We start from the raw sequence: 23,439 nt of genomic DNA, 5'->3' as shown, positions 1-23,439 counted from the left end.
ACTCTACAGCCCCCGGAAGGTGCAGCGGGCTCTCGGGGTCTCCTGGACCACGATTTCGCTGAGCCCCGGGCAGAGCGGAGCCACTTTGGCCCACATCCAGCCGCAAATATTCTCGGCCGTCGGGTTTTCGAGCCCGGGGATTTCGTTCAAATAGCGGTGATCAAGGCTGTCGATGATCGGTTTGAGCGCCTCGCTGATCTCGCTATGGTCATAGACCCAGCCCATTTTGGGGTCCACCTCGCCCTCTACCGAGATTTCGATGCGATAGCTGTGCCCGTGCATCCGATGGCACGGGTGATCGGCGCCCACGTGCGGGAGCGTGTGGGCGGCTTCAAAAAAGAATTCTTTGGTAAGACGGCAAACCATGGTCTATCCACCTTCGCGGGCGAGGCGGGTTCGTGTCAAGAAAGGAAGAAAATGCCCTACTTCTTCGACCGGAAGGCCAGGCAGTCGTACATCGTCCGGTCCGGCTGGTAGGTGGACTGGGTGCGTACTAGCACGTGGAGCCCCTGGTGTTCCGCGCGGCCCTGGCCAGAGAGCTGGGTGGCCAGTTTCTCGTGGAATTCCAGTGCGCTGACCAGTTCCGCGTCCTGGCAAAGCACGATCGGGCGCAATCCCGGGACCACCAAGACCGTCAGCGGCACCAAGCTGCTGGCGACCTCCTGCGGAATGCCCTGGACGAACTCCTGCACCTCGGCGTGCTTGGCTTCGAGCTGGATCATCCGGGCCTTGGCCTCCGGGGCGGTCGATTCCAGGGCGAGACTGATGGCGTCCAGTAGCGCGTGGCGCACCTCGCCCAGGTCCGTGAGCTTGCTTAGATCCTGCAATACCGGCTGCGTCTTGATCGCCTTGGCCAGGGAGGAGATCTCCTTGAGATAGGCGTTTTTCTGCGTTTCCGGCACGAAATACATCACCATCAGGTGGACCGGCAGGCCGTCCGGGGCGCCGTAGTCGATCCCGTGCGGACTCCAGCCCACGGCGCAGACCACCTCGCCGTCATGGCGCGAGCGGGCGTGGGGACAGCCCCAGCCGAGGCCAATGCCCGTATTGTGCACCTTTTCCCGGGCCAGCACGTTTTCCGTGATTCCCTCCTCCACGCCGATGTCGGGGATGGCCTCGATCAGCGCGGCCAGGTACTCCAGGGCGCGGCTTTTATTGTTGTCCGGCAGCTCAATGAGGCGGCCTTCCTGTAGGGCATCGAGGAGTGTTTTCATGGGAAGAAGGTGTCAGTGATAGGAAGCGGACCGGCCCGCGAAGTGGGCAAAATACGCACCAATGCGCCCCCGGGGCAAGGTTTTCGCCGCTCATTTTTAAGAAGCACGGAAAATTGGCGCTTCTTGGAGCGGTTTTTTCCGCTTTCCGTCCGCCGCGTTCCGGCTCATCCTCGACCGCATGAACTTGCAGCAACAAATCGACAATGACCTGAAGGAATCCATGAAAGCCAAACAAGCCCAGCGGCTTGGAGTGCTTCGGATGCTCAAGGCAGCGTTGAAGAACCTTGCCATTGAAAAAGGGGGCCCGGCCGTGGTCCTGGAGGACTCCGAAGTGGCCGCCGTGATCCGCAAACAGGTCAAACAGCGCCAAGACTCCATCGAAAGCTTTACCAAGGGGGGCCGCCCGGAGCTCGCCGCCAAGGAGGAAGAGGAGCTCGCTATCCTCAACACCTACCTCCCCAAAGCCCTTTCCGCGGATGAACTGGCCGCCATCGTCAAGGCCGCCATTGCGGAAATCGGCGCCACCTCCAAGGCTCAGATGGGCCTCGTCATGAAGGCCGCGAAGGAAAAAGCCGCGGGCCGCGCCGATGGCAAAGCACTCAGCCTGGAAGTTCAACGCCAGTTGTCGTAAACTCTAGCATGATCGCAGTCATGGTGGCTGCCGGTGGAAGCCGGCGCATGGGATTTGATAAACTGAGCGCCGACTTGGCCGGGAAACCGGTCGCGGCGCACTCCCTGCTCGCCTTTGAAGTGAGCGCGAAGGTCGATCGCATCGTGCTGGTGACCCGCGAGGAGCGGATCGCCGAGTTCGAGGCGATGGGGCGCGAGTTTGGCGTTACCAAGCTGGCACGGGTCGTCGCGGGCGGTTCCGAGCGGCATTACTCCGTCTGGAACGGCCTGCAAGCCGCCGAGGCGACGGTGTCGGACTACGTGGCCGTGCATGACGCCGCGCGCCCGCTCGTTACCCCCGGCGTCATCGAGTCCTGCCTGGCCATGGCCGAGCGCCATGGAGCGGCCGCCTGCGCCGCGCCGGTCGCCGACACGCTCAAGAAAGCCGACGCCGCCGGGGCCGTCATCGGCAGCGTCGACCGCGCCCACCTCTGGGCCATGCAGACCCCGCAGATTTTCCTCTGGCCGCTCCTGGAGCGCGCCTACCGCCAGGTGCTCCGTACCGAAACCCTCGTCACCGACGAGGTCTCCGCCATCCAGCGCCTGGGGCTTTCCGTATTCCTCTCCCCCGTCGACGAACCGAATTTCAAGATTACCGTCCCCCGCGACCTGGAACTCGCGCGGCTGGTCATCGAAGCCCGCGCCACCGCATGATCTCCCACGTCACCCGCCTGCCCAACGGCGTTCGCGTCGCCACCGTCGAAATGCCGCACATGAAAACGGTCAGCGTGGGCGTCTGGGTGACGGTCGGCAGCCGCCATGAACCGGAAAAGCTCAGCGGCATCTCCCACTTCCTTGAGCACCTCATGTTCAAGGGAACCAAGCGGCGTTCGGCGCGGAAAATCACCGAAACCGTCGAGGGCCTGGGCGGCTACTTGAACGCCTTTACCACCGAGGACCACACCTGCTACTACGCCAAGGCGGCCGCCGTGCACCTGCCCGTGCTCAGCGACGTGCTCGCCGACATGGTCCTCCACTCCCAGTTCCCGCCCGCCGAGATCGAGCGGGAGCGGGAGGTCATCCGGGAGGAAATCCTCATGGTGCGCGATGCGCCGAGCCAATACGTCGAGGAGCTGCTCTCCGAAGCCCTCTGGCCGGGGCACCCGCTGGGCCGCCCGCTAACCGGCACCCTGGAGTCCATCTCCGGCCTGAACCGGGAGCGCCTCTTCGATTACAAAGCCAGCCATTACACCGGTTCCACCACCCTCGTCACCGTGGCCGGGGCGGCTTCCCACGAGCAGGTCCTCGGGCTCATCGCGCCCGCCGTAGAGGCCCTTCCCAAGGGGTGCATCCCGCGCTTCCTGAAGTCCAACCACGCAAAGCCCCCCGGCAAGACCGCCGTCGCGCGCCCCTGGATCAAAGCCGTCAACGACGACAGCGAGCAGACCCACGTGGCGCTCGGCTTCCACACCTTTGGCCGCCGGGACGAACGCCGCTTCGCGCTGCGCCTGTTGAGCGTCATTTTGGGCGAAAACATGAGTTCGCGCCTCTTCCAACGCCTGCGCGAGCGCAACGGCATCTGCTATTCCATCCAGACCAGCGTGGTCTCCCTGCAAGACGCCGGGGCCCTTACGGTCTTCGCCGGGCTGGAGACGGGCAAACTAGAGCGGGCCCTGCGGTTTACCATGGCGGAACTGGAGCGCATCGCCACGACCCCGCCGGGCAAAGGCGAACTGCGCAAAGCCCAGGACTACCTGCTGGGCCAGACGCTCATGGGCCTGGAGAGCACCTCCAACCAGATGACCTGGGCGGGCGAATCCTTGATGAGCTTTGGGCGGATCATCGACCCCGCCGAGGCGGAAAAGAACTTCTTGGCCGTCACGCCCGAGCAAGTCCGAGCCCTGGCCGCCGAGATCCTGAAACCCTCCCGCCTGGGCGTGGCCATCTGTGGCCCCAAGCCGGACGCAAAAAAAATCCAGGAGTGGCTCGGCAAATGAACCCGGGCGCATTACGCACGCAATGAACGTCAAAAAACAGCGCCTCGACCTGCTCCTGGTCGCCCGTGGGCTCTTTGAAAGCCGCGAAAAGGCCCAGCGCGCCATCATGGCCGGGGAAGTCAGGGTAGGGGAGGCCGTGGCCGATAAACCGGGCACCAAAATCCCCGAAGACGCCCTTCTTACCGTCAAGCCCCAGTGCCGCTACGTCGGCCGGGGCGGGCTCAAGATGGAGGCGGCTCTGCGCCACTTCGGCGTCGATCCCACCGGAAAAACCTGCCTGGATATCGGTGCCTCCACCGGTGGCTTTACCGATTGCCTCCTTCAGCACGGCGCGGTGAAAGTCCACTCGGTTGACGTCGGCCACAGCCAGCTCGACTGGAAAATCCGTAGCGATCCCCGCGTCGTCGTCCGGGAGAAATTCAACGCCCGCCACATGGTTGCCAGCGACATCGGCGACCCCATCGACCTCTGCGTCATCGACGTTTCCTTTATCTCCCTGACCCTCATCCTCCCCGCCGCCATCCCGCTCATCGTCCCCGGCGGCCATATCATCCCCCTCATCAAACCCCAGTTCGAGCTGGGTAAAGAGGAAGTCGATGCCGGGCGCGGCGTCGTGCGCGACCGAGCCGCCCAGCAGCGCGCCGTCGATAAAATCGAGGCCTTCGTGCGCGAGATCGGCAACCCCCTCTGGGAGGGCGTCATCGAGTCCCCGATCCTTGGCGGAGAGGGAAATCGGGAATTTCTGGCGTGTCTGCGCAAATTGTGATTATTCTTTGCGCCGCTTCATCCAATGGATTCCAAGTCCCATAGGCCATCCGGCCGCCCGCCAGGGCCCGTCGGATTAGTCGCACATTCGGAAAAACCGAAAGCCGCCGAAATTCTTCGGCTGCTTGCCGCGCAGTTGCGTGCGTGCGGGGCCGAGGTTTGGATGGAGGCCGAGAGCGCCCGCCTGGCCGGGGAACCCCACGGCCTCACCTACGCCCAGCTCGGCGAGCGCTGCGCCATCCTGCTCGTCCTGGGCGGCGACGGCACCATCTTAAAGGTCGTGCAAGAGCTGGGAGAGGCCCTTCGGCCCATTTTCGGCATCAACTTAGGCTCCCTCGGCTTCCTTACCTGCGTCAGCTCCGAGAACGCCCTGGAGGCCGTGGAAGCCGTCTGCGCCAGCCGCTACGTCCTGAGCCTGCGGGCCCTGCTGGAGGTCACCCTGGAGCGCGAGGACGGCACCGTGGCCCTGCGCCGCACCGCCCTGAATGACGCCGTCATCAGCCGGGGCGCCGTCTCCCGGCTCGTCAAGCTCGATACCTGGATCGGCTCCGACAGCCTCACCCAGTTTAACGCCGACGGCCTCATCGTGGCCACCCCCACCGGCTCCACCGCCTACTCGCTATCCGCTGGCGGCCCCATCCTTTCCCCCACTGCCGGAGTGTTCGTGGTCACCCCGGTCTGCCCCCATGTACTCACGAATCGAAGCCTGGTCGTCAGCGACAGCGAGGAGATCATCGTCCGGCCCGTTCACGGCCAGCCGGACGTAGTTCTCACGGTCGACGGCACCGGGCCCGAACCCGTTCGCGAAGGGGATCGTATCCGCCTTCGCAAGAGCAACCTGGAACTTCCTCTGGCCATGCTCCCCGAGCTCTCGTTCTGCGAAGTGCTGCGCGAGAAGCTGAAATGGAGCGGCAGTGCGGTATGATTACCATCAGCGACATTCTTTTCCCCAAACACATCCTCCTCGACCTCGAGGACGACACCAAGGAACACTTGGTTGAGCGCATCGCGGAAAAGCTCAAAAAAGATCCGCGCGTCACCGACTGGGAACAGTTTTACAGCGGCCTGGCGAAGGGGACCTCTTGTATGTCGAAGGAAAACGGCTCGGTGCTCTGCATCGCCCATGCCCGGACGACGGCGGTCAGCGCCATGACAATGGCCGTAGGCCGCGTGGCGCTCCCTCCCGTGGCTGCTCCGGCGGCCCCAGCGGTCCCGGGTGAATCAGCCGTGGCCTCCAAGCTCGTTTTCGTCATCGGCGTTCCCGTGGCGCTCGCTTCTGATTATTTGCGGATCATCGGTGCCCTGGCGCGGATCTTCCACACCGACAAAGGTGAGGCCGCCCTGGCCGCCGCGCCTGATGCCGCAGAGTTCCTGGCCAGCCTGCGCGCGCTGGAAGTGGCGCTTTAAAGAAGACCACAGAGACGGGGCTGCCGTCGCGTTAGGGTCAGCCGTGGATGATGAGCTGGATGTCCTCCGGTAAGCCCGCGGCGACTTGCGAGATCACGTCGCCTTTGAGGATTTTCGTCATGCTTAGGCGGTGGGACGCCCCCAGCAGCAGGAAATCAATGCCGAGGGTCGCCGCCAAGTCCAGGATCGTCCCCGCCGGGGCGTCGCTCACGGCGTAGATCGGCATCACATCCACGCCCCGCTCCGTCCCGGCCTTGAGTACCAGCGACATGACCGCCGCCGCCGCCGGGTCCTCCTGCCACCGGGCGCGCCCCCGGCTCAGGCCCGAGGCCGGGCCTTGCGGCAGGAATACCGCCAGCTCCTTCACGTAGAGCACGCAGAGCTGGGCCTTGCGCAGCTGCGCCTCGTCCAGGGCGAAGCGCACCACCGGCGTCAAACCCCGCGCGGCCACCATGATCTTCTGCCCCTCCTTCAGGTGCGGCTGGAGCTTGTGGATCGCCTCCGGGGTAACAATCTCCGCCAGCTCCTGCGAGACCGTCACGCTGGTCAGCCCGGCCCGTTTCAGCGTGTACGCGCGGAATGCCAGGCCCACCAGCAGCACGCAGGTTACGAAAAAAAGCGCATCGGGCTTCGTCTTGGCGAGCGTGAACTCCACCGCGAACAAAATCAAAAACGTGAGCGCAAACAGCATCCGGTCGTACCACGTGAACCCGATGTGCCGGTTCGAGGCGCACGAACCCAAATTCACCGTAATGGCCCCGACCACGCCAATCGCGTAAAGCCCCGCGAGCGAGGCGAAATTACTCGCTGAGAGCAGCACGATAATTGGCAGCCCAACGGCCACCAGCAGCGGAATGAACGGCACGCCGTGGCGGTTAAGGCGCGTCAACTCCACGGGCATCTCCCCGTCGCGCGCCATCATGTACATCAGCCCCACCAGCGCCACAATGGCCGTATTCGCCGCGCTCAAAAGCAGCAGCGCCATCAAAATCCCCACCATCCAGCCAAAGAACGTCCCGAACCAGGGCGCAACGGTGGACGCCCCGTACTGCTCGGCCATGAACCGGAGCATATCCTCGCTGCGGTTATCCATCACCGCCACCCAGGCGGCCTTATCGTGCAGGCCGAGATTTGGGCCGAGCACCGAGGGCAGCGAGGTCATCGCCCAGCCGAGAATCGCCGTCGCAAAGACCACCTCCGCCGCGATGGGCCAGATCGCCCGCGCCGATTCCCGGTTCACCTTCGGGTGCTCCGGCGTCGAACCCGGGTCGAGCTTCATCACCCCCGTCATATTGGCGATCGCCTCCACGCCGCTTAAGGCCAGGATCACCCCCACAAACTGCACCCACACCCGGGCGGCGCTCTGGTGCGGCGGCTCCACGTAGTGAAGGCTCAGATGCGGCACGCTGACGCCGATCAAGACGAGCACCACCGCCATCACCGGCGCCGAGAGCAGCACCGCCAGGCTGCCGCTGTGCTTCGGGCCGTACGAGTTCAGCCAGCCCATGAAAAGCAGCACCGCGATCGTTGCGAAAACAATGTGCTCCTTTAGAAACCCGATCCAGGCCACCTGCTCCGCGCTCGCCGTCAGGTAGCTCAAGCCCGACCAGCCGCTCAAGGCCGCCGTCACCGTCAGATCGGCAATCAAGAGCAGCGCCCCCACCACCGCCAGCAGCCGCCCCTGCGAGCGGGCCGCCGAGTAAACGCCCCCGCCGTCGGGGAAATGGCGGCAGATCACGGAATAATTCACCGCCACCAGGCCCGTCAGCGCGCAGACGGCCAGGATCAGCCAGAGCGAGGAAAAACCCGCCGCCAGAAAGGCGAGGCCGGTCACATAGGCCTTGCTCGTGCCCCAGTCTCCATAAAGGAGCGCCGCAGCGCGTTTCCAGTCAACATTTCTAGGCCGGTGGCCTTCCAGGGATAGTTCCACGTAGTAAAAAAAGGAGTTGCACCTTTCATCGGCGCAGCGCCGTCCCCCGAGCGCCTCCGGACCCTGGGAAAGCCAAGGTTTGGGTGGTTCCCGACATTTCAGGGATTGCCCGATCTTGATTTTATCTCTATAAAACGGCCCCCATCATGCAGACTGCCATTACCTCGCTTGGCCCGTGCCAATATCCATCGCCGCTCATGCGCTGCGGCCAGCACTTCCGTACCGACGACGAGCGGGTGCTTTGTGACGATTCCGTCGAAGCTGTAAAAGCTGCCGTTGAGAAGAAGGAGCCGCTTCCGAGCTTCGAAATGGCTGGCGCTCGCGGCAAAATTTTCTTTGACCCGAAGACGACCAAAGCTGGCATCGTCACCTGCGGCGGCCTCTGTCCCGGCCTCAACGACGTCATCCGGAGCCTCGTCATGGTGCTCTCCTACAACTACGGCATCAAAGAAATTTACGGCTTCCGCTACGGCTACGAAGGCCTCGTCCCCAGCTTCGGGCGCGTTCCCGTTCAGCTGACGCCGGAGAAAGTCGTCTCCATCCACAAGCTCGGCGGCACCATGCTCGGCTCCTCGCGCGGCCCGCAGGACGTCGGCGTCATGGTCGATACGCTCGACGACATGGGCATCGACATCCTGTTCGTCATCGGCGGTGACGGCAGCATCCGCGGCGCCGGAGAGATCTCCGACGAAATCTTGAAGCGCGGCCTTAAAAAAGCCGTCGTCTGCATCCCCAAGACCATCGACAACGACATCATGTACGTCGACAAGTGCTTCGGGTTCGAGACCGCCGTGGCCGAATCAGTGAAAGTCATCCTCTGCGCCCACGCCGAAGCCCAGGGCGCCCTCAACGGCATCGGCGTCGTCAAGCTCATGGGCCGCGACTCCGGCTTCATCGCTTGCCTCGGCACGCTCGCCTGCGGCGAAGTCAACTACGTCCTCATTCCCGAGGTCCCCTTTAAACTCGAAGGCCCCGGCGGCCTCTTCGAGCACCTGCAAAGCCGCCTTAACCTCCGCAAACACGCCGTCATCGTCGTCGCCGAGGGCGCGGGCAAGAACCTCGTGGGCGAAGCAGGCGTCGACGCCTCCGGCAACCGCAAGCTGGAAGACATCGGCGTCTACCTGCGCGACCGCATCTCCGAGCACTTCAAGAGCCTCGGCGTCGAGCATACCCTTAAGTACATCGACCCGAGCTACACCATCCGCAGCGTCCCGGCCTCCACGCAGGACAACGTCTACTGCTCGCTCCTCGCTCAGCACGCCGTCCACGCCGCCATGGCAGGCAAGACCGCCATGCTCGTTGGCCGCTGGCACGGTCGCTACGTCAACATGCCCATCGACCTCGTCATCCACGGCCGCCGCAAGGTGGACCCTCAGGGCGAGCTCTGGCAGGCGGTGTGCGAAATCACCGGCCAGCCCACGAGCATCGGGCCCAAGCCGCACTGCAAATAGGCGCAAGTAACAGCAGCTACCGTGCGGGAGGCAGCCCGCTCTGCTCCTTGAAAAAGCGGACCATCAAATCGGCGGCTCCATCGGGAAACGGATGGCCGCCGGGGTGAATCGCCGCGATAAAAGGCGCGCCGGTTGGTGACGGGTAAAGCGTCGCAACCACGCTGCCCGATGCCCCCCATGGTCGTCCCGTAACCTCCGAGCCATTCGATCGGCGGACGACCTCCATCGTGCGTTGCTGCCATTCAAAACGGACCAGCGCATCTTGTTGCCCGGCCACGTGAAGGATCGGCTTTGGCTGTGCAAACCGGAGCGTGCCGGGCGGTGCAATCGCCGCACACGGCGCAAAGGCGGCAATCGCATCAGGTCTCGCGGATAGCAGCAAGTAAGTAAAAACGCCGCCATTGGAATGCCCCGAGGCAAAGACGCGCTTGGGATCGACGTGATAATCGCGCTCCAGCGTCGCCAGCACCGAATCGAAAAAATGCAGATCGCGGTCCCCCGCCGCGCCGGGCTGGATCTGCCAGCCGGGGAAGCGTCCCTCGGGATCGACCAGCGGAGTCACCGTGGGCAGCCCCTGCATGTAAACCACCACGGCCTCGGGCCAGAGCGCCTGCAAGGCCATCGTGCGCGCGGCATGTTGCATCGTGCCTCCGTGGCCGTGAAATACAAAAACCGTGGGTGCCGCCGTCGTTTGAGCGGGGAGGAAAAGGAGCGCCTCGCGCCGTTGCCCGTCGATCATCCACGTTCGCTCCAACGGCTCCAAGGCTTGCGCGGTGGCTAGGAATAAACAGCCGAGTAACAGCGGTAATAATTTCCGGAACCTTCGAAAATAGTGGGGCATACCTATGATTGGCCGGATAAACGGTGCCATATACAAGCTGATAAACGCCGGGTTCATGAATTGGGTTACGCAAAAAATTGTTACAATTGCGTGAAAATCGCAAAATTCAATTCACTAATGGCATCCAGATTAGTACAAAGAGGCGTATGCGCCGGTATCTCCTTCCTGCACTCGTATTGCTTGCCGCCCTGGCCCTGCCGGGCGTCGGTCGTGCGAACGTCCCCGAGGTCGTCGTCAACGTGGATGATCAACAGATGATCATCCTCAAGGACGGCCAGGAAGTGGCGAAATACAAAATCTCCACTTCCCGGTTCGGTCTCGGCGACGAAATGCGCAGCTACAAAACGCCCGCGGGCATTTTGGAAGTCTGTGACAAATCCGGCGAAAATCTTCCCGTGGGCGCGGTGATCAAAGGCGGCAAACCGACCGGCGAAGTGCTGCCACCGAATGCTCCCGGGCGTGATCCAATCGTAACGCGTGTGATCCGCCTCAAGGGCCTTGAAGCGCAGAACTGCCACGCGCGCCAGCGCGGCATCTGGATTCACGGCACGGTCGAGGAAGACCGCATCGGCAAACCGGTGAGCTGGGGCTGCATCCGCATGCGCTCGCAGGACGTCGTGGAGCTTTATAAACTCGTGCAGGTCGGTACCCGCGTGGTCATCCAGCCCCCCAAGGGGCATTCCGGCTTCCTCGGCTGGCTCGGGCGGATGATGTCATAGGCCGCCAGGCCGCAAAGCACTTCCCGCTGGCGCATCGCTCGCGCGCCTGATTGAATCCCGGCTCCCATGTCACTCCAAACCCGGCTTCCCGGCGCATGGCGCGCTCTGTCGCTGCTGCTGGCGATCAACCTTTTCAACTACATCGACCGGTACATCCTCGCGGCCGTCGAGCCCGAGGTACGCCGCGCCTTCTTCGCGCCGGGCGATCCCTCGGCCATGGCCAAGACCGGCATGCTCGTCACGGCCTTTCTCGTCAGCTACATGGTGCTAGCCCCGGTATTCGGCTGGCTCGCCGACCGTTATTCGCGCTGGGTCCTGGTCGGCGTGGGCGTGGGCCTCTGGAGCCTCGCCAGCGGAGCCTCGGGGCTGGCGGCCTCGTTCGCCGTACTGTTTTTGACCCGCATTTTCGTTGGGGTGGGGGAGTCGAGCTACGGGCCCGCCGGTCCCACGCTCATTGCCGATTACTTTGACCCCTCGGCCCGGGGCCGCGTCCTCTCGCTCTTCTACCTGGCCATCCCGGTCGGCAGCGCGCTTGGGTACGTCCTCGGCGGCGTCATTGGCAAGGCGTTCGGTTGGCGCTGGCCGTTCTACCTCGTCACCATTCCCGGGCTGATCCTGGCCGCGCTTTGCGTCCTGATGCGCGAGCCTCGAAAGGGAGGCAAAGCGGAAAAACGCGCCCGGGGCGTGCCGCTTCGCGAAGTCCTGCGCAGCCTGTGGGGGAACCGCTCCTTCCTCCTGAACACCGCCGCCATGACGGCCATGACCTTCTCCATCGGCGGCCTCTCCTTCTGGGTACCCGCCTATATTCACGAATACCGGGGCCAGCCCGACCTGGGGGCGATCAACCTGCGCTTCGGCGCCATCACCGTGGCCGCCGGGCTCCTGGCGACCTTCGCCGGAGGGTGGCTCTCCGACGCCCTCAAACGCCGCCTGCCGGGCGCTTACTTCTGGGTCTCAGGCATGGGGATGATGATCGCCTTTCCGCTCACCGCCGCCATGCTTTTCACCCCGTTCCCATGGTTCTGGTGGATGCTCTTTGGGGTGGAGTTTTTCCTTTTCTTCAACACCGGCCCCGCCAATGCCGCGCTCGTGGAAGTGACCTCGCCCGCCATCCGCTCCACCGCCTTTGCGGTCAATATTTTCCTCATTCACGCCCTGGGCGACGCCATATCGCCCCCCCTTATCGGAGCGATCGCCGACCGCTGGCAGATGAACGCCGCCTTCCTGGCCGTTTCGGTCATGATCGCAATCGCTGGACTTTTTTGGTTCGCGGGGGCAAAATACTTCGTAAGTGACTCTGAGACAGCCGAAGCGACCCCCCATTTTACGGAATCGTAACAAGGCTGTCATGAGGGCTTCATGATCTCGCAATAAAACCACCAGGAACATGAGCACCCCAACCGCTGCCACGGCAGCCTCCGTTGCCGATAGGCTTTCCACATCCAGGACTCAACAGCTTTACCGTCTGCGGCTCGCGGATTCCACCCGTGACGTCGAAGCGGCGCAGCGCTTGCGCTACGAAATCTTCAACGTCGAGCTGGGCGAAGGGCTCTCCAGCGCCGTCGTAAGCGGGCTCGACGTCGATGAGTTCGATGCCGTGTGCGACCACCTTTTGGTCGAGGATATCGCCAGCAACACGCTGGTCGGCACCTACCGAGTGCAAATGGGCGACCGGGCGCTCGCCGGGTCCGGGTTCTACAGCGCCCGGGAGTTTGATTTTGGCCCCTTCCTGGGACGCGCTTCCGAGATTGTCGAGCTGGGCCGCGCCTGCGTGCATCGCCGTCACCGCAACCTCGTCGTCCTGGGCCTCCTCTGGAAGGGCATCGCCCACTACGCCAAGGAGCACAACGGCCGCTACTTGATGGGCTGCTCGTCGCTCACCTCGCAGGACCCGGCCGAAGGCCTCGCCCTCTACCACGCCTTGAAAGAGCGCCACCTCGCCGCTCCCGAGTGGGTCACGCACCCCATGCCGGGCTTCGAGTGCCAGGGCGAGCGCACCGACCCCACCCCCGTCCGCGCGCCCAAGCTGATGAGCGCCTATTTCTCCATCGGGGCGAAGATTTGCGGGCAACCGGCCATCGACTCTGAGTTCAAGACCATTGATTTCCTTACCTGGGTGGACGTCCTGGCCCTGCCGGAACGCGTCGCCTCCCGCTACGAGCTGAAGTAAAGGGCACCTCTGGAAACCGGCGGCATGTCATCCATTTTGTCTTTTTGCGCCCTTTTGGCCCCATTTTTCAGTCAATATTCATCAATATTGCCCGAAAAATGGGGCCAAAAGGTCATCAAAAATCCTTCATGGCTGCCATACCCCGGTTTCTAGAGGTGCCCTAAAGGCTTTCCGCAGTAACTATTTTCGAAACCGGCGGAATCGGCTAAACTGGCCGCATGTTGAGGCGTTTCTGTTTGATATTCCTGCGGCTCCTGGGCGTGCTGTGCGTATGCTTTGAGGCGACCCTACGCTACTATTTCACAGTCAAGTGGGCGGGGAAGGCCGCCTCGGTGAGATCCTGCTCGCTCTGGATGCACGTCACCGCGCGGCGTATGGCCTGGGTGCTCGGGATCCAGGCTACCTACGAAGGAGAGCCCCCCCGGGAGGGCGTGCTCGTCAGCAACCACATCAGCTACATCGACATCATCGTCCATGCGACCCGCACCCCGCTGGTCTTCATCTCCAAGGCCGAGGTGGAGAACTGGCCTATCTTTGGCCCGCTGACCCGCTGGGCGGGCACGCTCTTTATCCGGCGCGAAGTGCGCAAAGACGTACAGCGCGTGGCCGACGAAATGCCCCGAGTCGTCAGTTCGGGCAACGTCCTGACGTTTTTTCCGGAAGGGACCAGCTCGGACGGCAGCGGCCTGCTCCCCTTTCGGCCCTCCCTCCTGGCCCCCATCGTCGAGCATTGCTGGAAGGTCACGCCCGCCTTTATCCGCTACAGCCTGGAACCCGGGGACGGCACCGTAGAGGACGACGTGGCCTATTACCGGCCCGAGACCGTTTTTGGGCTCCACCTATTCCGGCTGCTGGGCCGGAGGCGCATTTTCGCGAGCATCAGCTACGGGGCCTCCGTCGAGCCGGGAGCCGACCGGAAGGCGCTGGCATCCGCCTTGCGCGAATCCGTTTCCAGGCTGGGCGGGTTGGAGGTTGCCGCCGGTTCGGCAGCCGCGGAGAGCGTATAGGCTGGGTGGCTGATCCGGGCGGCGGCGGCGAGGCCGTTGGCCTGGTTGGAGAGATAGTAGACGGAAAAAGAGAACCCGAGCGCCAGCCCCAGAACCGCACCGCCCAGGAATTCCGGGCGGATCACCTGCTTCCATGAGAAGACGAGGGCTTCCTCGCGGGCGTTGATCTTCTCGAGGAGGTTGAGCTGTCTAAACGAGAGATGGGTGGGATGAACAAGACGGCGACTCATCGTTTTTCGGCGTTTGATAGGAATTCGCATCCCAAAGCCAGATGGCGACCTGTTCCCTTCATGCGGGAAAGTCTGTAGGGCGCTTTGCCCCCTCCCGGCGCACAATCATGAAAGAAAAATTGCCGGGACTACCCCGCCCGTATATAAGGACCTCCCGGCTGAGATTTGAACCCTCCGGAAACCATCACTGACCATGTTTGTCGACCACATTAAAATTTATGCCAAGGCTGGCGACGGGGGAGACGGAAGCTGCAGCTTCCGAAGGGAAAAATTCGTGCCCAAAGGCGGCCCTGACGGCGGGGACGGCGGCCGGGGCGGCCATATCATCTTCGTTGCCGATCCTCAGATCGACAATCTGACGCCATTCTTTTTCGAGCCGATCCTGAAAGCCAAGAACGGCGCCCGGGGCATGGGCAAACAGAAATACGGCAGAGCGGCCGAAAACCGGATCATCAAGGTCCCCATCGGCACCATTGTCTACCGGCTCCCGGAGGGCGTATCGCCCTTCGCTCCGAAGCCCCAGAACTGGGAACAGGAAGACACAGAAGCGGAAGCCGCTCCCTCAAGCGTTGGCCAGCAGGCCGCCGGGGCCGTGGCCTCGGGCGAGCTGGAGATGATCGCCGACCTCGACCACGAGGGGGCCCAGCTGATTCTTTGCAAAGGCGGCGACGGCGGCCGGGGCAACCTCCACTTTAAGAGTTCGCGCAACCGCGCCCCGCGCCAGTGGGACCCGGGCGAAAAGGGCGAGGAAGGGTATTTCCTCCTGGAATTGCGTAAAATCGCCGACGCCGGGCTGGTCGGCTACCCCAACGCGGGAAAATCGACCTTGCTGGGCAAGCTTTCCTCCGCCCACCCGAAGGTCGCGCCGTACCCCTTCACCACGCTCCACCCGCTGGTGGGCATCGTCGAGTTCCCGGGCTTTCACCGCGCCGCCGTGGCCGACATTCCCGGCCTCGTGGACGGAGCCCACGAGAACGTCGGGCTGGGGCACGAGTTCCTGCGCCACATCGTGCGCTGCCGCATCCTTCTGTTCGTCATCGACATGGCCGGTACCGACGGGCGCAACCCTGTCGAGGATCTCGGCAACCTGCGGCGCGAACTGGAGCTTTACGATCCGACCCTGCCCGACCGTCCCTGGCTGATCATTGCCAATAAAATGGACGATCCGGCGGCAGAGGAAAATCTGCGCCATTTCAACGCCCGTTTCCCGAAACGGGAGATCATCCCCATTTCCGCCGAACTGGGCGAGGGGGTCGAGGAAGTCAAAGCGAGCCTGTTCCGGCATTTATTTGAGGAAAATAGGGGATCCGATACGACCGATATCGGTTCTTCCTCGATTCCTCAATAATGTTTGCTGAATCGGAAAAACCCGTCGTCGCCAGTTATTGCGGAATATTTCTGAAGCCGGAGATGCGCCACATCTACCGGCAGGTCACTGCATTGCAGCGCTACAATACCTTTGTAGTGACGCAACAGCGGCTGGGAGCTCAACGGTTTCCGTATGACGATCTCATCTTGCTGCCCAAGCCGCCGCAGCCGGTCTTGCGCCGCTTTTATCTGAAGTACATCAAGCGGGTGCCGTCGCTCCAGTACCGGGGCGAACTGGATCAGCTGGTGCGGCTTTTCGAGACGAAACCGGCCGACCTGATGCACATTTACTTTGGCCACATCGGCGTCCACCTGCGCCAGTTTGTGGAAAAGTGGGATAAGCCCTGCATCGTTTCCTTCCACGGGGCCGATGTAATGCCCCGGCTCCAGGATCGGGGTTATCTCGACCGGATGTGGGAGCTTTTTACGCTGGTGCCGCTGGTCCTCGCGCGCTCGCAGTCACTGGCGGACCGCTTGGTGGATCTTGGCTGCCCGAAGGAGAAAATCCGCCTCAACCGCACGGGGATTCCGCTGGATGATTTCCCCTTTGTGGAGCGCCGGGCTCCGGAGGATGGCGCTTGGCGGCTGGTCCAGAGCTGCCGGCTCATTGCCAAAAAAGGCCTTCGCACTTCCCTGCGCGCCTTTGCCGAGTTTCATCGCCTTTACCCCCAATCCACCTTCACCATCGCCGGAGACGGGCCGATGCGGGAGGAGCTGCGGCACATGGCCAGCCAGCTGAAGATTGCCAAGGCGCTCCGTTTTACCGGTTTCCTGGGCCAGAGCGACCTCAACCGGCTCTACGCGGAGTCTCATATCTTCCTGCATCCGAGCGAGTTGACGGAGAAGAAAGACCAGGAGGGCATCCCGAACTCGATGCTGGAGGCCATGGCGACCGGCCTCCCCGTGGCGGCAACGCTGCATGGCGGCATTCCCGAGGCGGTCGAGGATGGGGAAACCGGTTTCCTGGTGCCCGAACGCGACAACGCCGCGCTGGCCCAGGCGCTGAAATACCTTGCGGCCTCGCCTGAGCAGGCGTTTGAGATGGGCCGCCGCGCCTCGCTGAGTGTCCGTGAGGAGTTTGCTCCGAGCCGGGCCATCGCCAAGCTGGAGGCCAGCTACGACGAAGCTCGCGAACTTGGCAAGCCCGCCCCCGAGCGCGCCCTGCGAGCCTTGGCTCACGTGTGAGGGACCAGGTGCGCTAAAAGCGCGCGGGCAACAAAGCGCAGCCCGCGTTTTTGAAATTTAAACTACGGCGAACGGGTCGTTGGTGCTTTCCCTGTTCCAAATGTATTCCGCGCGGGTGGCCGCCTCGTCTCGAATCTCGGGACTGAAAAGCCGACCGATCAGAGCCAATGCCATGTCGATTCCTGCGGAAATGCCGGACGCGGTGAAGAATTTTCCGTCTTCAACCCAGCGGGCGGTTCGGATCCAATGCACTTTTGGGCCCTGGGAAACAACCCAGTCAAATGCGCGCTTGTTTGACGTGGCTTTGACTCCATCAAGTAACCCTGCTTTTGCCAAGAGCACCGAGCCGGTGCAAACACTTGCGGTGTATTTTGCCGACTGGCTCAGCCGCTGAAGCTGGCTCAGCAACGAGGGGTTGGAAATTTCGGTTCGGGTGCCCCTTCCTCCCGGAACCAGCAAAATGTCAGTTCGCGCGACCTCCGATATCGCAATATCGGCAACGCTCCTTACTTTTAGGCTGCTTTCGACAATCCCAGGTTGCTCGGCCGCGACAGAGATTTTTACCCGGTCCCCCAGAAGGCCCAATAGCTCCAGTGGCCCGTAAAGGTCTAGAAGCTCAAAACCGGGAAAAATAACAGCAGTGATCTCCGTGGGAGTGCTGTGCATGAAACCACTTTCTACGCTTTATGGGGCCAGAAGTACCAGAGCATGGCCGCGCCCATGATGATCCGGTAGGCGGCGAAGCCCCGGAAGGTGTGGCTTTTGACGAAATGGATCAGCCATTTCACCACGATGAAGGCCATAACAGCCGAAACTGCCGTGCCGAGGAGCACCAAGCCCCAGCTTTCGTGGGCGCCGGGAGGGGCGTTGTGCAGCTCATGGTGGATCTCGAAGAGGCCCGCGGCAAACATGGTCGGGATGCCCAGCAGGAAGGAGAATTCCGTGGCCCGGGGCCGGTTGAGCCCGATGGCGAGGGCCATCATGATGGTGGTGCCGGAACGCGAGGAGCCGGGAAATGCGGCGGCGATGAGCTGTGCCACCCCCACGGTAATCGCCACGGTCCAGGTGATATCATCGGGGAGATTGCGCCCGTTGACCCAGCGTTCCACGGCCAGGATGACAAACCCGCCGATGAAAGTGGCCCAAGCGATGGGCATCGGGTCCTGGGGCAGGGCAAACCCGAGCTTTTTCATGAGCAGCCCGCCCGCACCGGTGATCCCGAAGGCGACGACGAGCTTTAAGAAAAGGTCCCGGTTGGCCGGTTCGCCGATTTTAAAGAACATTTCCCGAAGGCGCCGGGAAAAGATCGGCAGCAGGGCGAGCATCGCGCCGCACTGGATGACGACGTTAAAGAGTTCGCTCTGTTTGGGGAGCCACTGTTCGGCCAGCAAAAGATGGCCGGTTGAGGACACGGGTATAAACTCGGTAAGACCCTCGATCATGCCGAGCAAAACAACAACCAGCCAGGATGCCATGTGGGTTTGGGTAAGGCGAAGGGCTTCCGGGAAAGACTACACTGCGGTTTCGCCGCGTTCGTCCGTGCGGATGCGGATCGCTTCCTCTACTTTGGAGACGAAGACTTTGCCGTCGCCGATTTTGCCGGTCTTGGCGGCCCGCACAATGGCGGCCACCGCGCGCTCGGCGCGTTCATCGGGGAGCACGAGCTCGATTTTCATTTTGGGAAGAAAATCGACCGTGTATTCGCTGCCGCGGTAGATTTCGGTGTGCCCTTTCTGGCGGCCGAACCCTTTGACCTCGGTGACGGTCATCCCCTCAACGCCGATTTCGGCCAGGGATTCTTTCACGTCTTCCATCTTGAATGGTTTGATGATCGCCTCGATTTTTTTCATGCAGTTTCTTGCTTAGGCCGGAGAGGCTCGCTTTGCAAGCCGAAGGGTTGGGTTGTGCCAAAAAAGTGTCAGGCGACCCCGGTGATAGGCCCTAGATTTCCTGCTGGATCTGTTTTTCGACCGCCCGATAGACGCGGTAGAACTCTTCCTTGCGGGTTAGCCCCTGGCCTACCAAGCCCTGGAGCCGGGGCAGGTCCTGGGGGTTCAAGATCAGGTCGGCGCTGAGGGCGAAGGCGTCGATTTCGGCAAGAGTCTTGCGGTTCGGGCTGATGACGACGACGAAGATGGAGCGCCGCAGTTCCTGGGTAAATTCGTTGATTTCGGAGAGGACGGAGTTGGTAAAGGCGTCGCTCCCGCCGAAGTTTTCGGTGACGACGACGATGTCGCAGAGCTGGTTGTGCAGGGCGGAAAGGGCGGCTTCGGAGGTTTCGGCGGTTTCGATGGCGAAGCCGAGCGCGGTCATCTGGTCGGTGGCGCTGGCGATCAAGTCGGCGTCATCGCAGCAGAGGAGCGCGGTGAATTCTCGGGGATTGTACGGTTCGGACATGGGGCGCTTTTGGGAGGTTTACTACAGGCCAAAGAGGCTGCGTTTCGGGGTATCCTTGGAGCGTTCTCCTTGCAGGCTGAGGCTGGAGGAGGAGTCGAGGCGGAGGTTGGTGCGGTTGTCTTTTTCCAGGCCGCGCTCTTTTTTAACCTGGTCGATGTGCCGCTGTACGATGCCTTTGCGGGTGGCGTAGGCGAGTGCGGTGGTTTCGTCGAGGGTTTCGGTCTCGTAAGCGTGGCAGATGCACTGGTCGAAGGTCATCCAGCCGAAGGGGTGGCTGTCCTGGATGATGGTGTAGAATTCGCGGCTCTCGGTTTCGCCCAGGGCGACGGCTTCTTTGGTGCGGAGGTTGTTGCCCATGACTTCCATGAGCAGGTAGCGGCCGCTGCCGTCTTTCCTGGGTACGAGGCGCTGGCTGACGATGTATTTGAGCATTTCCGAGAGGCGCAGGCGGAGCTGCTTTTCCTCTTCGCGGTTGAACATGCCCAGGATGCGGCTGATGGACTGGCCCGCGTCGATGGTGTGGAGCGTGCTCAAGACGAGGTGGCCGGTTTCGGCGGCGGTAAGGGCAATTTCCACGGTGGGCCGGTCGCGCATTTCGCCCACGAGGATGACTTTGGGGGCCTGGCGCAGGGCGGCACGCAGGCCGTTGGGGAAGCTGTCGAAGTCGGCGCCGAGCTCGCGCTGGTTGAAGGTGGCTTTCTGGTGCCGGTGGACGAACTCGATCGGGTCCTCGAGGGTGACGATGTGGATCGGCTTGGTGCGGTTGATTTCGTTGAGGAGCGCGGCCAAGGTGGTGGTTTTGCCGCTGCCGGTGGCCCCGGTGATGAGGATGAGGCCGTTTTTTTCCTCCACCATGTCCATGAAGATGGGGGGGAGGCTGAGGGTTTGGATGGAGGGCATCTCGGTCTGCAGCCGCCGCATGACGATGGCCCAGTTGCCGCGCTGCCGGAAGATGTTGACGCGGAAACGGGAGCGGTCGTTGATGCCGTAGCCGCAGTCACACGAGCCGGTGCGGATGAGGTTACTCAGGAGGCGACGGTCGTCGCGGATTAAGGAAAGCGCGATTTGCTCGACCTGGATGGGGGTGAGCGCGTTGATGTTGTGCTTGGTCCGGACGGGCTTGAGCTGGCCCTGGGCTTCCACTTGCAGCGGGCGGCCCACGGCGAAGATCAAATCCGAGATCCCCTCGTAGGATTCGATCATGCTGGTCAGGATGGAGTCGAGGTCGGGCTTTCTCATGCGAAAATTTTCCTGGGTGCGCCGGGGTGGGGCTATTCGTCGTCGTCGGGCGGGTCTTTGAGTAGCGCGCGGAATTTCTTTTTGTCGGTGGCCTTGTCGTAGGCTTCTTCGGGGGAGATGCGGGCGGCTCGGAGGTGTTCGACGATGGCGTCGTCGATGGGCTGGTTGCCTTTCTTTTTGCCGACCTGCATCATGCCGGGGATCTGGTGGGTCTTGGCCTCGCGGATCAGGTTGCCGATGGGGCTGTCGACGACCAGGATTTCGAGGGCGGCGACGCGCCCGGGTTTGTCGATGCGCTTAAAGAGGTTCTGAGCGATGACGCCTTTGAGGGACTCGGCCAGGGTCGCGCGGATCTGGTTCTGCTGGTTGGTGGGGAAGACGTCGATGATACGGTCGATGGTTTTCGGGGCGTTGGAGGTGTGCAGGGTGCCGAAGACCAAGTGGCCGGTGGCGGCGGCGGTGAGGGCCAGTTCGATGGTCTCCAGGTCGCGCATTTCGCCGACCAGAATGATGTCGGGGTCTTCGCGCAGGGCTCCGCGCAGGGCGGCGGCGAAGGACTTGGTGTTGACGCCGACTTCGCGGTGGTTCACGAGCGAGTTCTGGGACTGGTGGACGAACTCGATCGGGTCCTCAATGGTGATGATGTGCTCTTTGCGGTGGACGTTGGCGTAGTCGATGATGGCGGCGAGTGTGGTGGATTTACCGGATCCGGTGGGGCCGGTGACGAGCACCAGGCCTTTGCGGAGCATGGCAAATTTCTTCAAGACCGGCGGCAGCCCCAGGTCCTCCAATGTGAAGACTTTGCTGGGGATCAGGCGGAAGACGGCGGCGATGCCGTTTTTTTGGTTGAAGAAGTTGGCGCGGAAGCGGGCCATGCCGGGGTATTCGTAGCCGAAGTCGACGTCACCGGTTTCTTCGTAGAGCTTGATCTTGGCTTCTGGCGCGATTTCGTAGACGAGGGCCTTGAGGTCGTCGTTTTCGAGGGGAGGGGCGTCAACGCGAACGAGTTCGCCGTTGATGCGGAGGATGGGTTGGTTGCCGGTGGAGAGGTGAAGGTCTGACGCCTTCTGCTCCATCATGAAGCGAAAGAACGTATCAATACGGGCCATGGTGAATGGGGAAAATAGGGGCTAAGGTTCGGAATACTGAAGATGAAGCATGAGGGGTGCCAGTATTGCGGCCAGTGGGGTTGGCTAGGCGTCTTCCGCCGTGGTGCGCAGGACTTCCTCCAAGGTCGTAATCCCTTCACGCGCTTTGTCAATACCGGCCATGCGCAGGGTTTTCATGCCTTCCTGCACGGCTTGCAACTTGATGACGGAGGCCGAGGCGCGCTTGACGATCAGTTTGCGGATGGCTTCGCTCACCGGCAGGACTTCGAGCACGGCGGCGCGGCCGGAGTAGCCGCGGCCTTTGCAGCGGTCGCACCCGGCTCCGTGGTAAAAGGTCTGGCCGATGAGCTCGGGGATTTCCAGCTTTTGGAAGACTTCGGGCTCGGGGATGAACTCTTCTTTGCAGTTGGTGCAAATCCGGCGCACGAGACGCTGGGCGCAGGTGAGCAGGATGGAGGAGGAGAGCAGGAAGGGCTCGATGCCCATGTCATCCAGGCGGCTGATGGCCCCGGCGGCGTCGTTGGTGTGGAGCGTGCTCAAGACCTGGTGGCCGGTGAGCGCGGCTTTGACGGCGATGTCGGCGGTTTCCTGGTCACGAATTTCACCGATCATGACGATGTCGGGGTCCTGACGCAAAATCGAGCGAAGCGCGCTCGCAAAGGTGAGGCCGATCTCGGATTTCACGGCCACCTGGTTGATGCCCACGAGCTGGTATTCCACGGGGTCCTCGACGGTGACGATGTTGTACTCGGGGTGATTGAGTTCCTGGAGGACGGAGTACAAGGTCGTGGTTTTACCGGACCCGGTGGGGCCCGTGACGAGGATCATCCCGTGCGGGGCGTCGATGGCGCCCTGGAACTGCGCCATGGTGCGGTCGTCGAGGCCGAGGCTGCGCACGGAGCCGCAGAGGGCGCTTTTGTCGAGGAGACGGATGACGATTTTTTCGCCATAGACGGTCGGCAGGAACGAAATACGGAGGTCGATCTCCTTGCCCGCCACGCGGATGCGGAAGCGGCCGTCCTGCGGCAGGCGGCGCTCGGAAATATCGAGCCCGGCGAGGATTTTAATGCGCGAGGCCATCGGCAGCTGGAGCGATTTCGGCGGCGAGCTGGCTTCGACGAGGTTGCCGTCGACGCGGTAGCGCAGTTTGATGGACTTTTCGAACGGCTCGATGTGGATGTCCGACGCCTTTTCCTTGATGGCCTGGACGAGGATCATGTTGACCACCTTGATGACGGGGCCGTCCTCGCTCTGGTTCTGCATCTCATCGAGGTCGAGGTTGTCGGTCCTCTGTTTGACCTGCTCGACGCCGGAGTCGGCCTCCTCGGCGGCGTCGCGCATGACGGCGTCCATGGCCATGCCGGTGTTGACGCCGGAGAGGGCGTCGTCGATGGCCTTTTCGGTGGCGATCATCGGGACGATCTCCAGCTTGGTGCGCTGGCGTAGGTCGTCGATGGCGAGCACGTTCATCGGGTCGGCCATGGCCACGAAGAGTTTCCCTCCGAGCTTGCAGATGGGCGCGAGCTTCAGGTTGCGGGAGATTTCCTTCGGGATGAGCGTGGCGAGGTCGTCGGGCGGGTGGACTTTCGAGAGGTTAATGGGCGGGACGTCCAGGCAGCGGCCCATGGAGATGGCCATGTCGGCCTCGGTGACGTAGCCGTTGCTGGTTAAGAGCTTGACGATGCGCCCGCCCTGCTGTTTTTGCAGCGCGGTGGCTTCTTCGAGCTGCGCGGGCGTGAGCAGCCCATCCTCGATGAGGATGTCGGCGATGCGTTCTCCGAAACTTTTGGCGGCCATGGCG

At 62.5% G+C, this 23,439-nt stretch carries 24 protein-coding genes; 13 read left to right on the top strand and 11 right to left on the bottom strand.

Going from position 1 to position 23,439, the window contains the following annotated elements:
• Positions 1–3 precede the first annotated feature (3 nt).
• Together queD and B2828_RS04100 are read right to left on the bottom strand one after the other, a co-directional pair.
• Positions 4–366, bottom strand: coding sequence for a 6-carboxytetrahydropterin synthase QueD (gene queD, locus B2828_RS04105; protein ID WP_479632422.1), 363 nt, complete (start codon positions 364–366; stop codon positions 4–6).
• Between the two features lie 56 nt (positions 367–422).
• The gene (locus B2828_RS04100) at positions 423–1,214 is read right to left on the bottom strand and encodes a PTS sugar transporter subunit IIA (protein ID WP_479632421.1); all 792 of its coding nucleotides are present in this window, start codon (positions 1,212–1,214) and stop codon (positions 423–425) included.
• 178 nt (positions 1,215–1,392) lie between these two features.
• Here B2828_RS04100 and B2828_RS04095 point away from each other — a divergent pair, with 178 nt between their 5' ends.
• From B2828_RS04095 to B2828_RS04070, 6 genes are read left to right on the top strand one after another with little or no spacing between them, the layout of a single operon-like run.
• Entirely contained in the window at positions 1,393–1,845 is a 453-nt protein-coding gene (locus B2828_RS04095) for a GatB/YqeY domain-containing protein (RefSeq protein WP_479632420.1), read from the top strand.
• Between the two features lie 8 nt (positions 1,846–1,853).
• Positions 1,854–2,537, top strand: coding sequence for a 2-C-methyl-D-erythritol 4-phosphate cytidylyltransferase (gene ispD, locus B2828_RS04090; protein ID WP_479632419.1), 684 nt, complete (start codon positions 1,854–1,856; stop codon positions 2,535–2,537).
• The gene (locus B2828_RS04085) at positions 2,534–3,820 is read left to right on the top strand and encodes a M16 family metallopeptidase (RefSeq protein ID WP_479632418.1); all 1,287 of its coding nucleotides are present in this window, start codon (positions 2,534–2,536) and stop codon (positions 3,818–3,820) included. Before ispD ends, B2828_RS04085 begins: the two co-directional genes overlap by 4 nt.
• A gap of 22 nt (positions 3,821–3,842) precedes the next feature.
• Positions 3,843–4,586 (top strand): TlyA family RNA methyltransferase, encoded by a 744-nt coding sequence (locus tag B2828_RS04080; RefSeq protein WP_479632417.1) that lies wholly within the window; start codon positions 3,843–3,845, stop codon positions 4,584–4,586.
• A 24-nt stretch (positions 4,587–4,610) separates the two neighbouring features.
• Positions 4,611–5,510: an NAD(+)/NADH kinase gene (locus tag B2828_RS04075; RefSeq protein ID WP_479632416.1), complete on the top strand. Its 900-nt coding sequence runs from the start codon at positions 4,611–4,613 to the stop codon at positions 5,508–5,510.
• Positions 5,507–5,992 carry a PTS sugar transporter subunit IIA gene (locus B2828_RS04070; protein WP_479632415.1) on the top strand — a complete coding sequence of 162 codons (486 nt, stop codon included), beginning with the start codon at positions 5,507–5,509 and terminating at the stop codon, positions 5,990–5,992. Before B2828_RS04075 ends, B2828_RS04070 begins: the two co-directional genes overlap by 4 nt.
• Before the next feature lie 37 nt (positions 5,993–6,029).
• Here B2828_RS04070 and B2828_RS04065 read toward each other — a convergent pair whose 3' ends face one another.
• Entirely contained in the window at positions 6,030–7,922 is a 1,893-nt protein-coding gene (locus B2828_RS04065) for an amino acid permease (RefSeq protein ID WP_479632414.1), read from the bottom strand.
• 146 nt (positions 7,923–8,068) lie between these two features.
• Between B2828_RS04065 and B2828_RS04060 the strand changes: the two genes are divergently transcribed.
• A complete protein-coding gene (locus B2828_RS04060) occupies positions 8,069–9,373 on the top strand; it encodes an ATP-dependent 6-phosphofructokinase (RefSeq protein ID WP_479632413.1) in 1,305 nt (434 codons plus the stop codon).
• 16 nt (positions 9,374–9,389) lie between these two features.
• On the opposite strand, the gene B2828_RS04055 is transcribed toward B2828_RS04060, so the two are convergent.
• Complete coding sequence (locus B2828_RS04055; protein ID WP_479632412.1) at positions 9,390–10,112, bottom strand: CE1 family esterase; 723 nt, start codon at positions 10,110–10,112, stop codon at positions 9,390–9,392.
• Between the two features lie 248 nt (positions 10,113–10,360).
• Here B2828_RS04055 and B2828_RS04050 point away from each other — a divergent pair, with 248 nt between their 5' ends.
• The 6 genes from B2828_RS04050 to B2828_RS04025 all read left to right on the top strand — a co-directional run bounded on the left by B2828_RS04050 (position 10,361) and on the right by B2828_RS04025 (position 16,893).
• Positions 10,361–10,933, top strand: coding sequence for a L,D-transpeptidase (locus B2828_RS04050; RefSeq protein ID WP_479632411.1), 573 nt, complete (start codon positions 10,361–10,363; stop codon positions 10,931–10,933).
• Between the two features lie 66 nt (positions 10,934–10,999).
• Positions 11,000–12,271: a spinster family MFS transporter gene (locus B2828_RS04045; protein WP_479632410.1), complete on the top strand. Its 1,272-nt coding sequence runs from the start codon at positions 11,000–11,002 to the stop codon at positions 12,269–12,271.
• A 49-nt stretch (positions 12,272–12,320) separates the two neighbouring features.
• Positions 12,321–13,103: a GNAT family N-acetyltransferase gene (locus B2828_RS04040; RefSeq protein WP_479632409.1), complete on the top strand. Its 783-nt coding sequence runs from the start codon at positions 12,321–12,323 to the stop codon at positions 13,101–13,103.
• Positions 13,104–13,321: 218 nt separating this feature from the next.
• Positions 13,322–14,110 (top strand): lysophospholipid acyltransferase family protein, encoded by a 789-nt coding sequence (locus B2828_RS04035; RefSeq protein ID WP_479632408.1) that lies wholly within the window; start codon positions 13,322–13,324, stop codon positions 14,108–14,110.
• Between the two features lie 423 nt (positions 14,111–14,533).
• Positions 14,534–15,688 carry a GTPase ObgE gene (gene obgE, locus B2828_RS04030; protein ID WP_479632407.1) on the top strand — a complete coding sequence of 385 codons (1,155 nt, stop codon included), beginning with the start codon at positions 14,534–14,536 and terminating at the stop codon, positions 15,686–15,688.
• The gene (locus B2828_RS04025) at positions 15,688–16,893 is read left to right on the top strand and encodes a glycosyltransferase (protein ID WP_479632406.1); all 1,206 of its coding nucleotides are present in this window, start codon (positions 15,688–15,690) and stop codon (positions 16,891–16,893) included. Before obgE ends, B2828_RS04025 begins: the two co-directional genes overlap by 1 nt.
• 57 nt (positions 16,894–16,950) lie before the next feature.
• Here the strand turns inward: B2828_RS04025 and B2828_RS04020 are convergent, their stop codons facing one another.
• From B2828_RS04020 to B2828_RS03990, 7 genes are all read right to left on the bottom strand, one after another.
• A complete protein-coding gene (locus tag B2828_RS04020; RefSeq protein ID WP_479632405.1) occupies positions 16,951–17,559 on the bottom strand; it encodes a DJ-1/PfpI family protein in 609 nt (202 codons plus the stop codon).
• Between the two features lie 11 nt (positions 17,560–17,570).
• Positions 17,571–18,368 carry an undecaprenyl-diphosphate phosphatase gene (locus tag B2828_RS04015; protein WP_479632404.1) on the bottom strand — a complete coding sequence of 266 codons (798 nt, stop codon included), beginning with the start codon at positions 18,366–18,368 and terminating at the stop codon, positions 17,571–17,573.
• A 36-nt stretch (positions 18,369–18,404) separates the two neighbouring features.
• Positions 18,405–18,743, bottom strand: a complete 339-nt coding sequence (locus tag B2828_RS04010; protein WP_479632403.1) for a P-II family nitrogen regulator — start codon at positions 18,741–18,743, stop codon at positions 18,405–18,407.
• Positions 18,744–18,834: 91 nt separating this feature from the next.
• Positions 18,835–19,290: a hypothetical protein gene (locus B2828_RS04005; protein ID WP_479632402.1), complete on the bottom strand. Its 456-nt coding sequence runs from the start codon at positions 19,288–19,290 to the stop codon at positions 18,835–18,837.
• Between the two features lie 21 nt (positions 19,291–19,311).
• A complete protein-coding gene (locus B2828_RS04000; RefSeq protein ID WP_479632401.1) occupies positions 19,312–20,529 on the bottom strand; it encodes a type IV pilus twitching motility protein PilT in 1,218 nt (405 codons plus the stop codon).
• Positions 20,530–20,561: 32 nt separating this feature from the next.
• Positions 20,562–21,638 (bottom strand): type IV pilus twitching motility protein PilT, encoded by a 1,077-nt coding sequence (locus B2828_RS03995; RefSeq protein WP_479632400.1) that lies wholly within the window; start codon positions 21,636–21,638, stop codon positions 20,562–20,564.
• Positions 21,639–21,722: 84 nt separating this feature from the next.
• The gene (locus B2828_RS03990; protein WP_479632399.1) at positions 21,723–23,435 is read right to left on the bottom strand and encodes a GspE/PulE family protein; all 1,713 of its coding nucleotides are present in this window, start codon (positions 23,433–23,435) and stop codon (positions 21,723–21,725) included.
• Positions 23,436–23,439: the final 4 nt, after the last annotated feature.

The sequence above is a fragment of the Spartobacteria bacterium UBA695 genome (assembly GCA_002298145.1).
Taxonomy (GTDB): domain Bacteria; phylum Verrucomicrobiota; class Verrucomicrobiia; order Chthoniobacterales; family Chthoniobacteraceae; genus UBA695.
The sequence above is the reverse complement of the archived record's forward strand: the minus strand, read 5'-3'. Positions and strand labels throughout refer to the sequence as shown.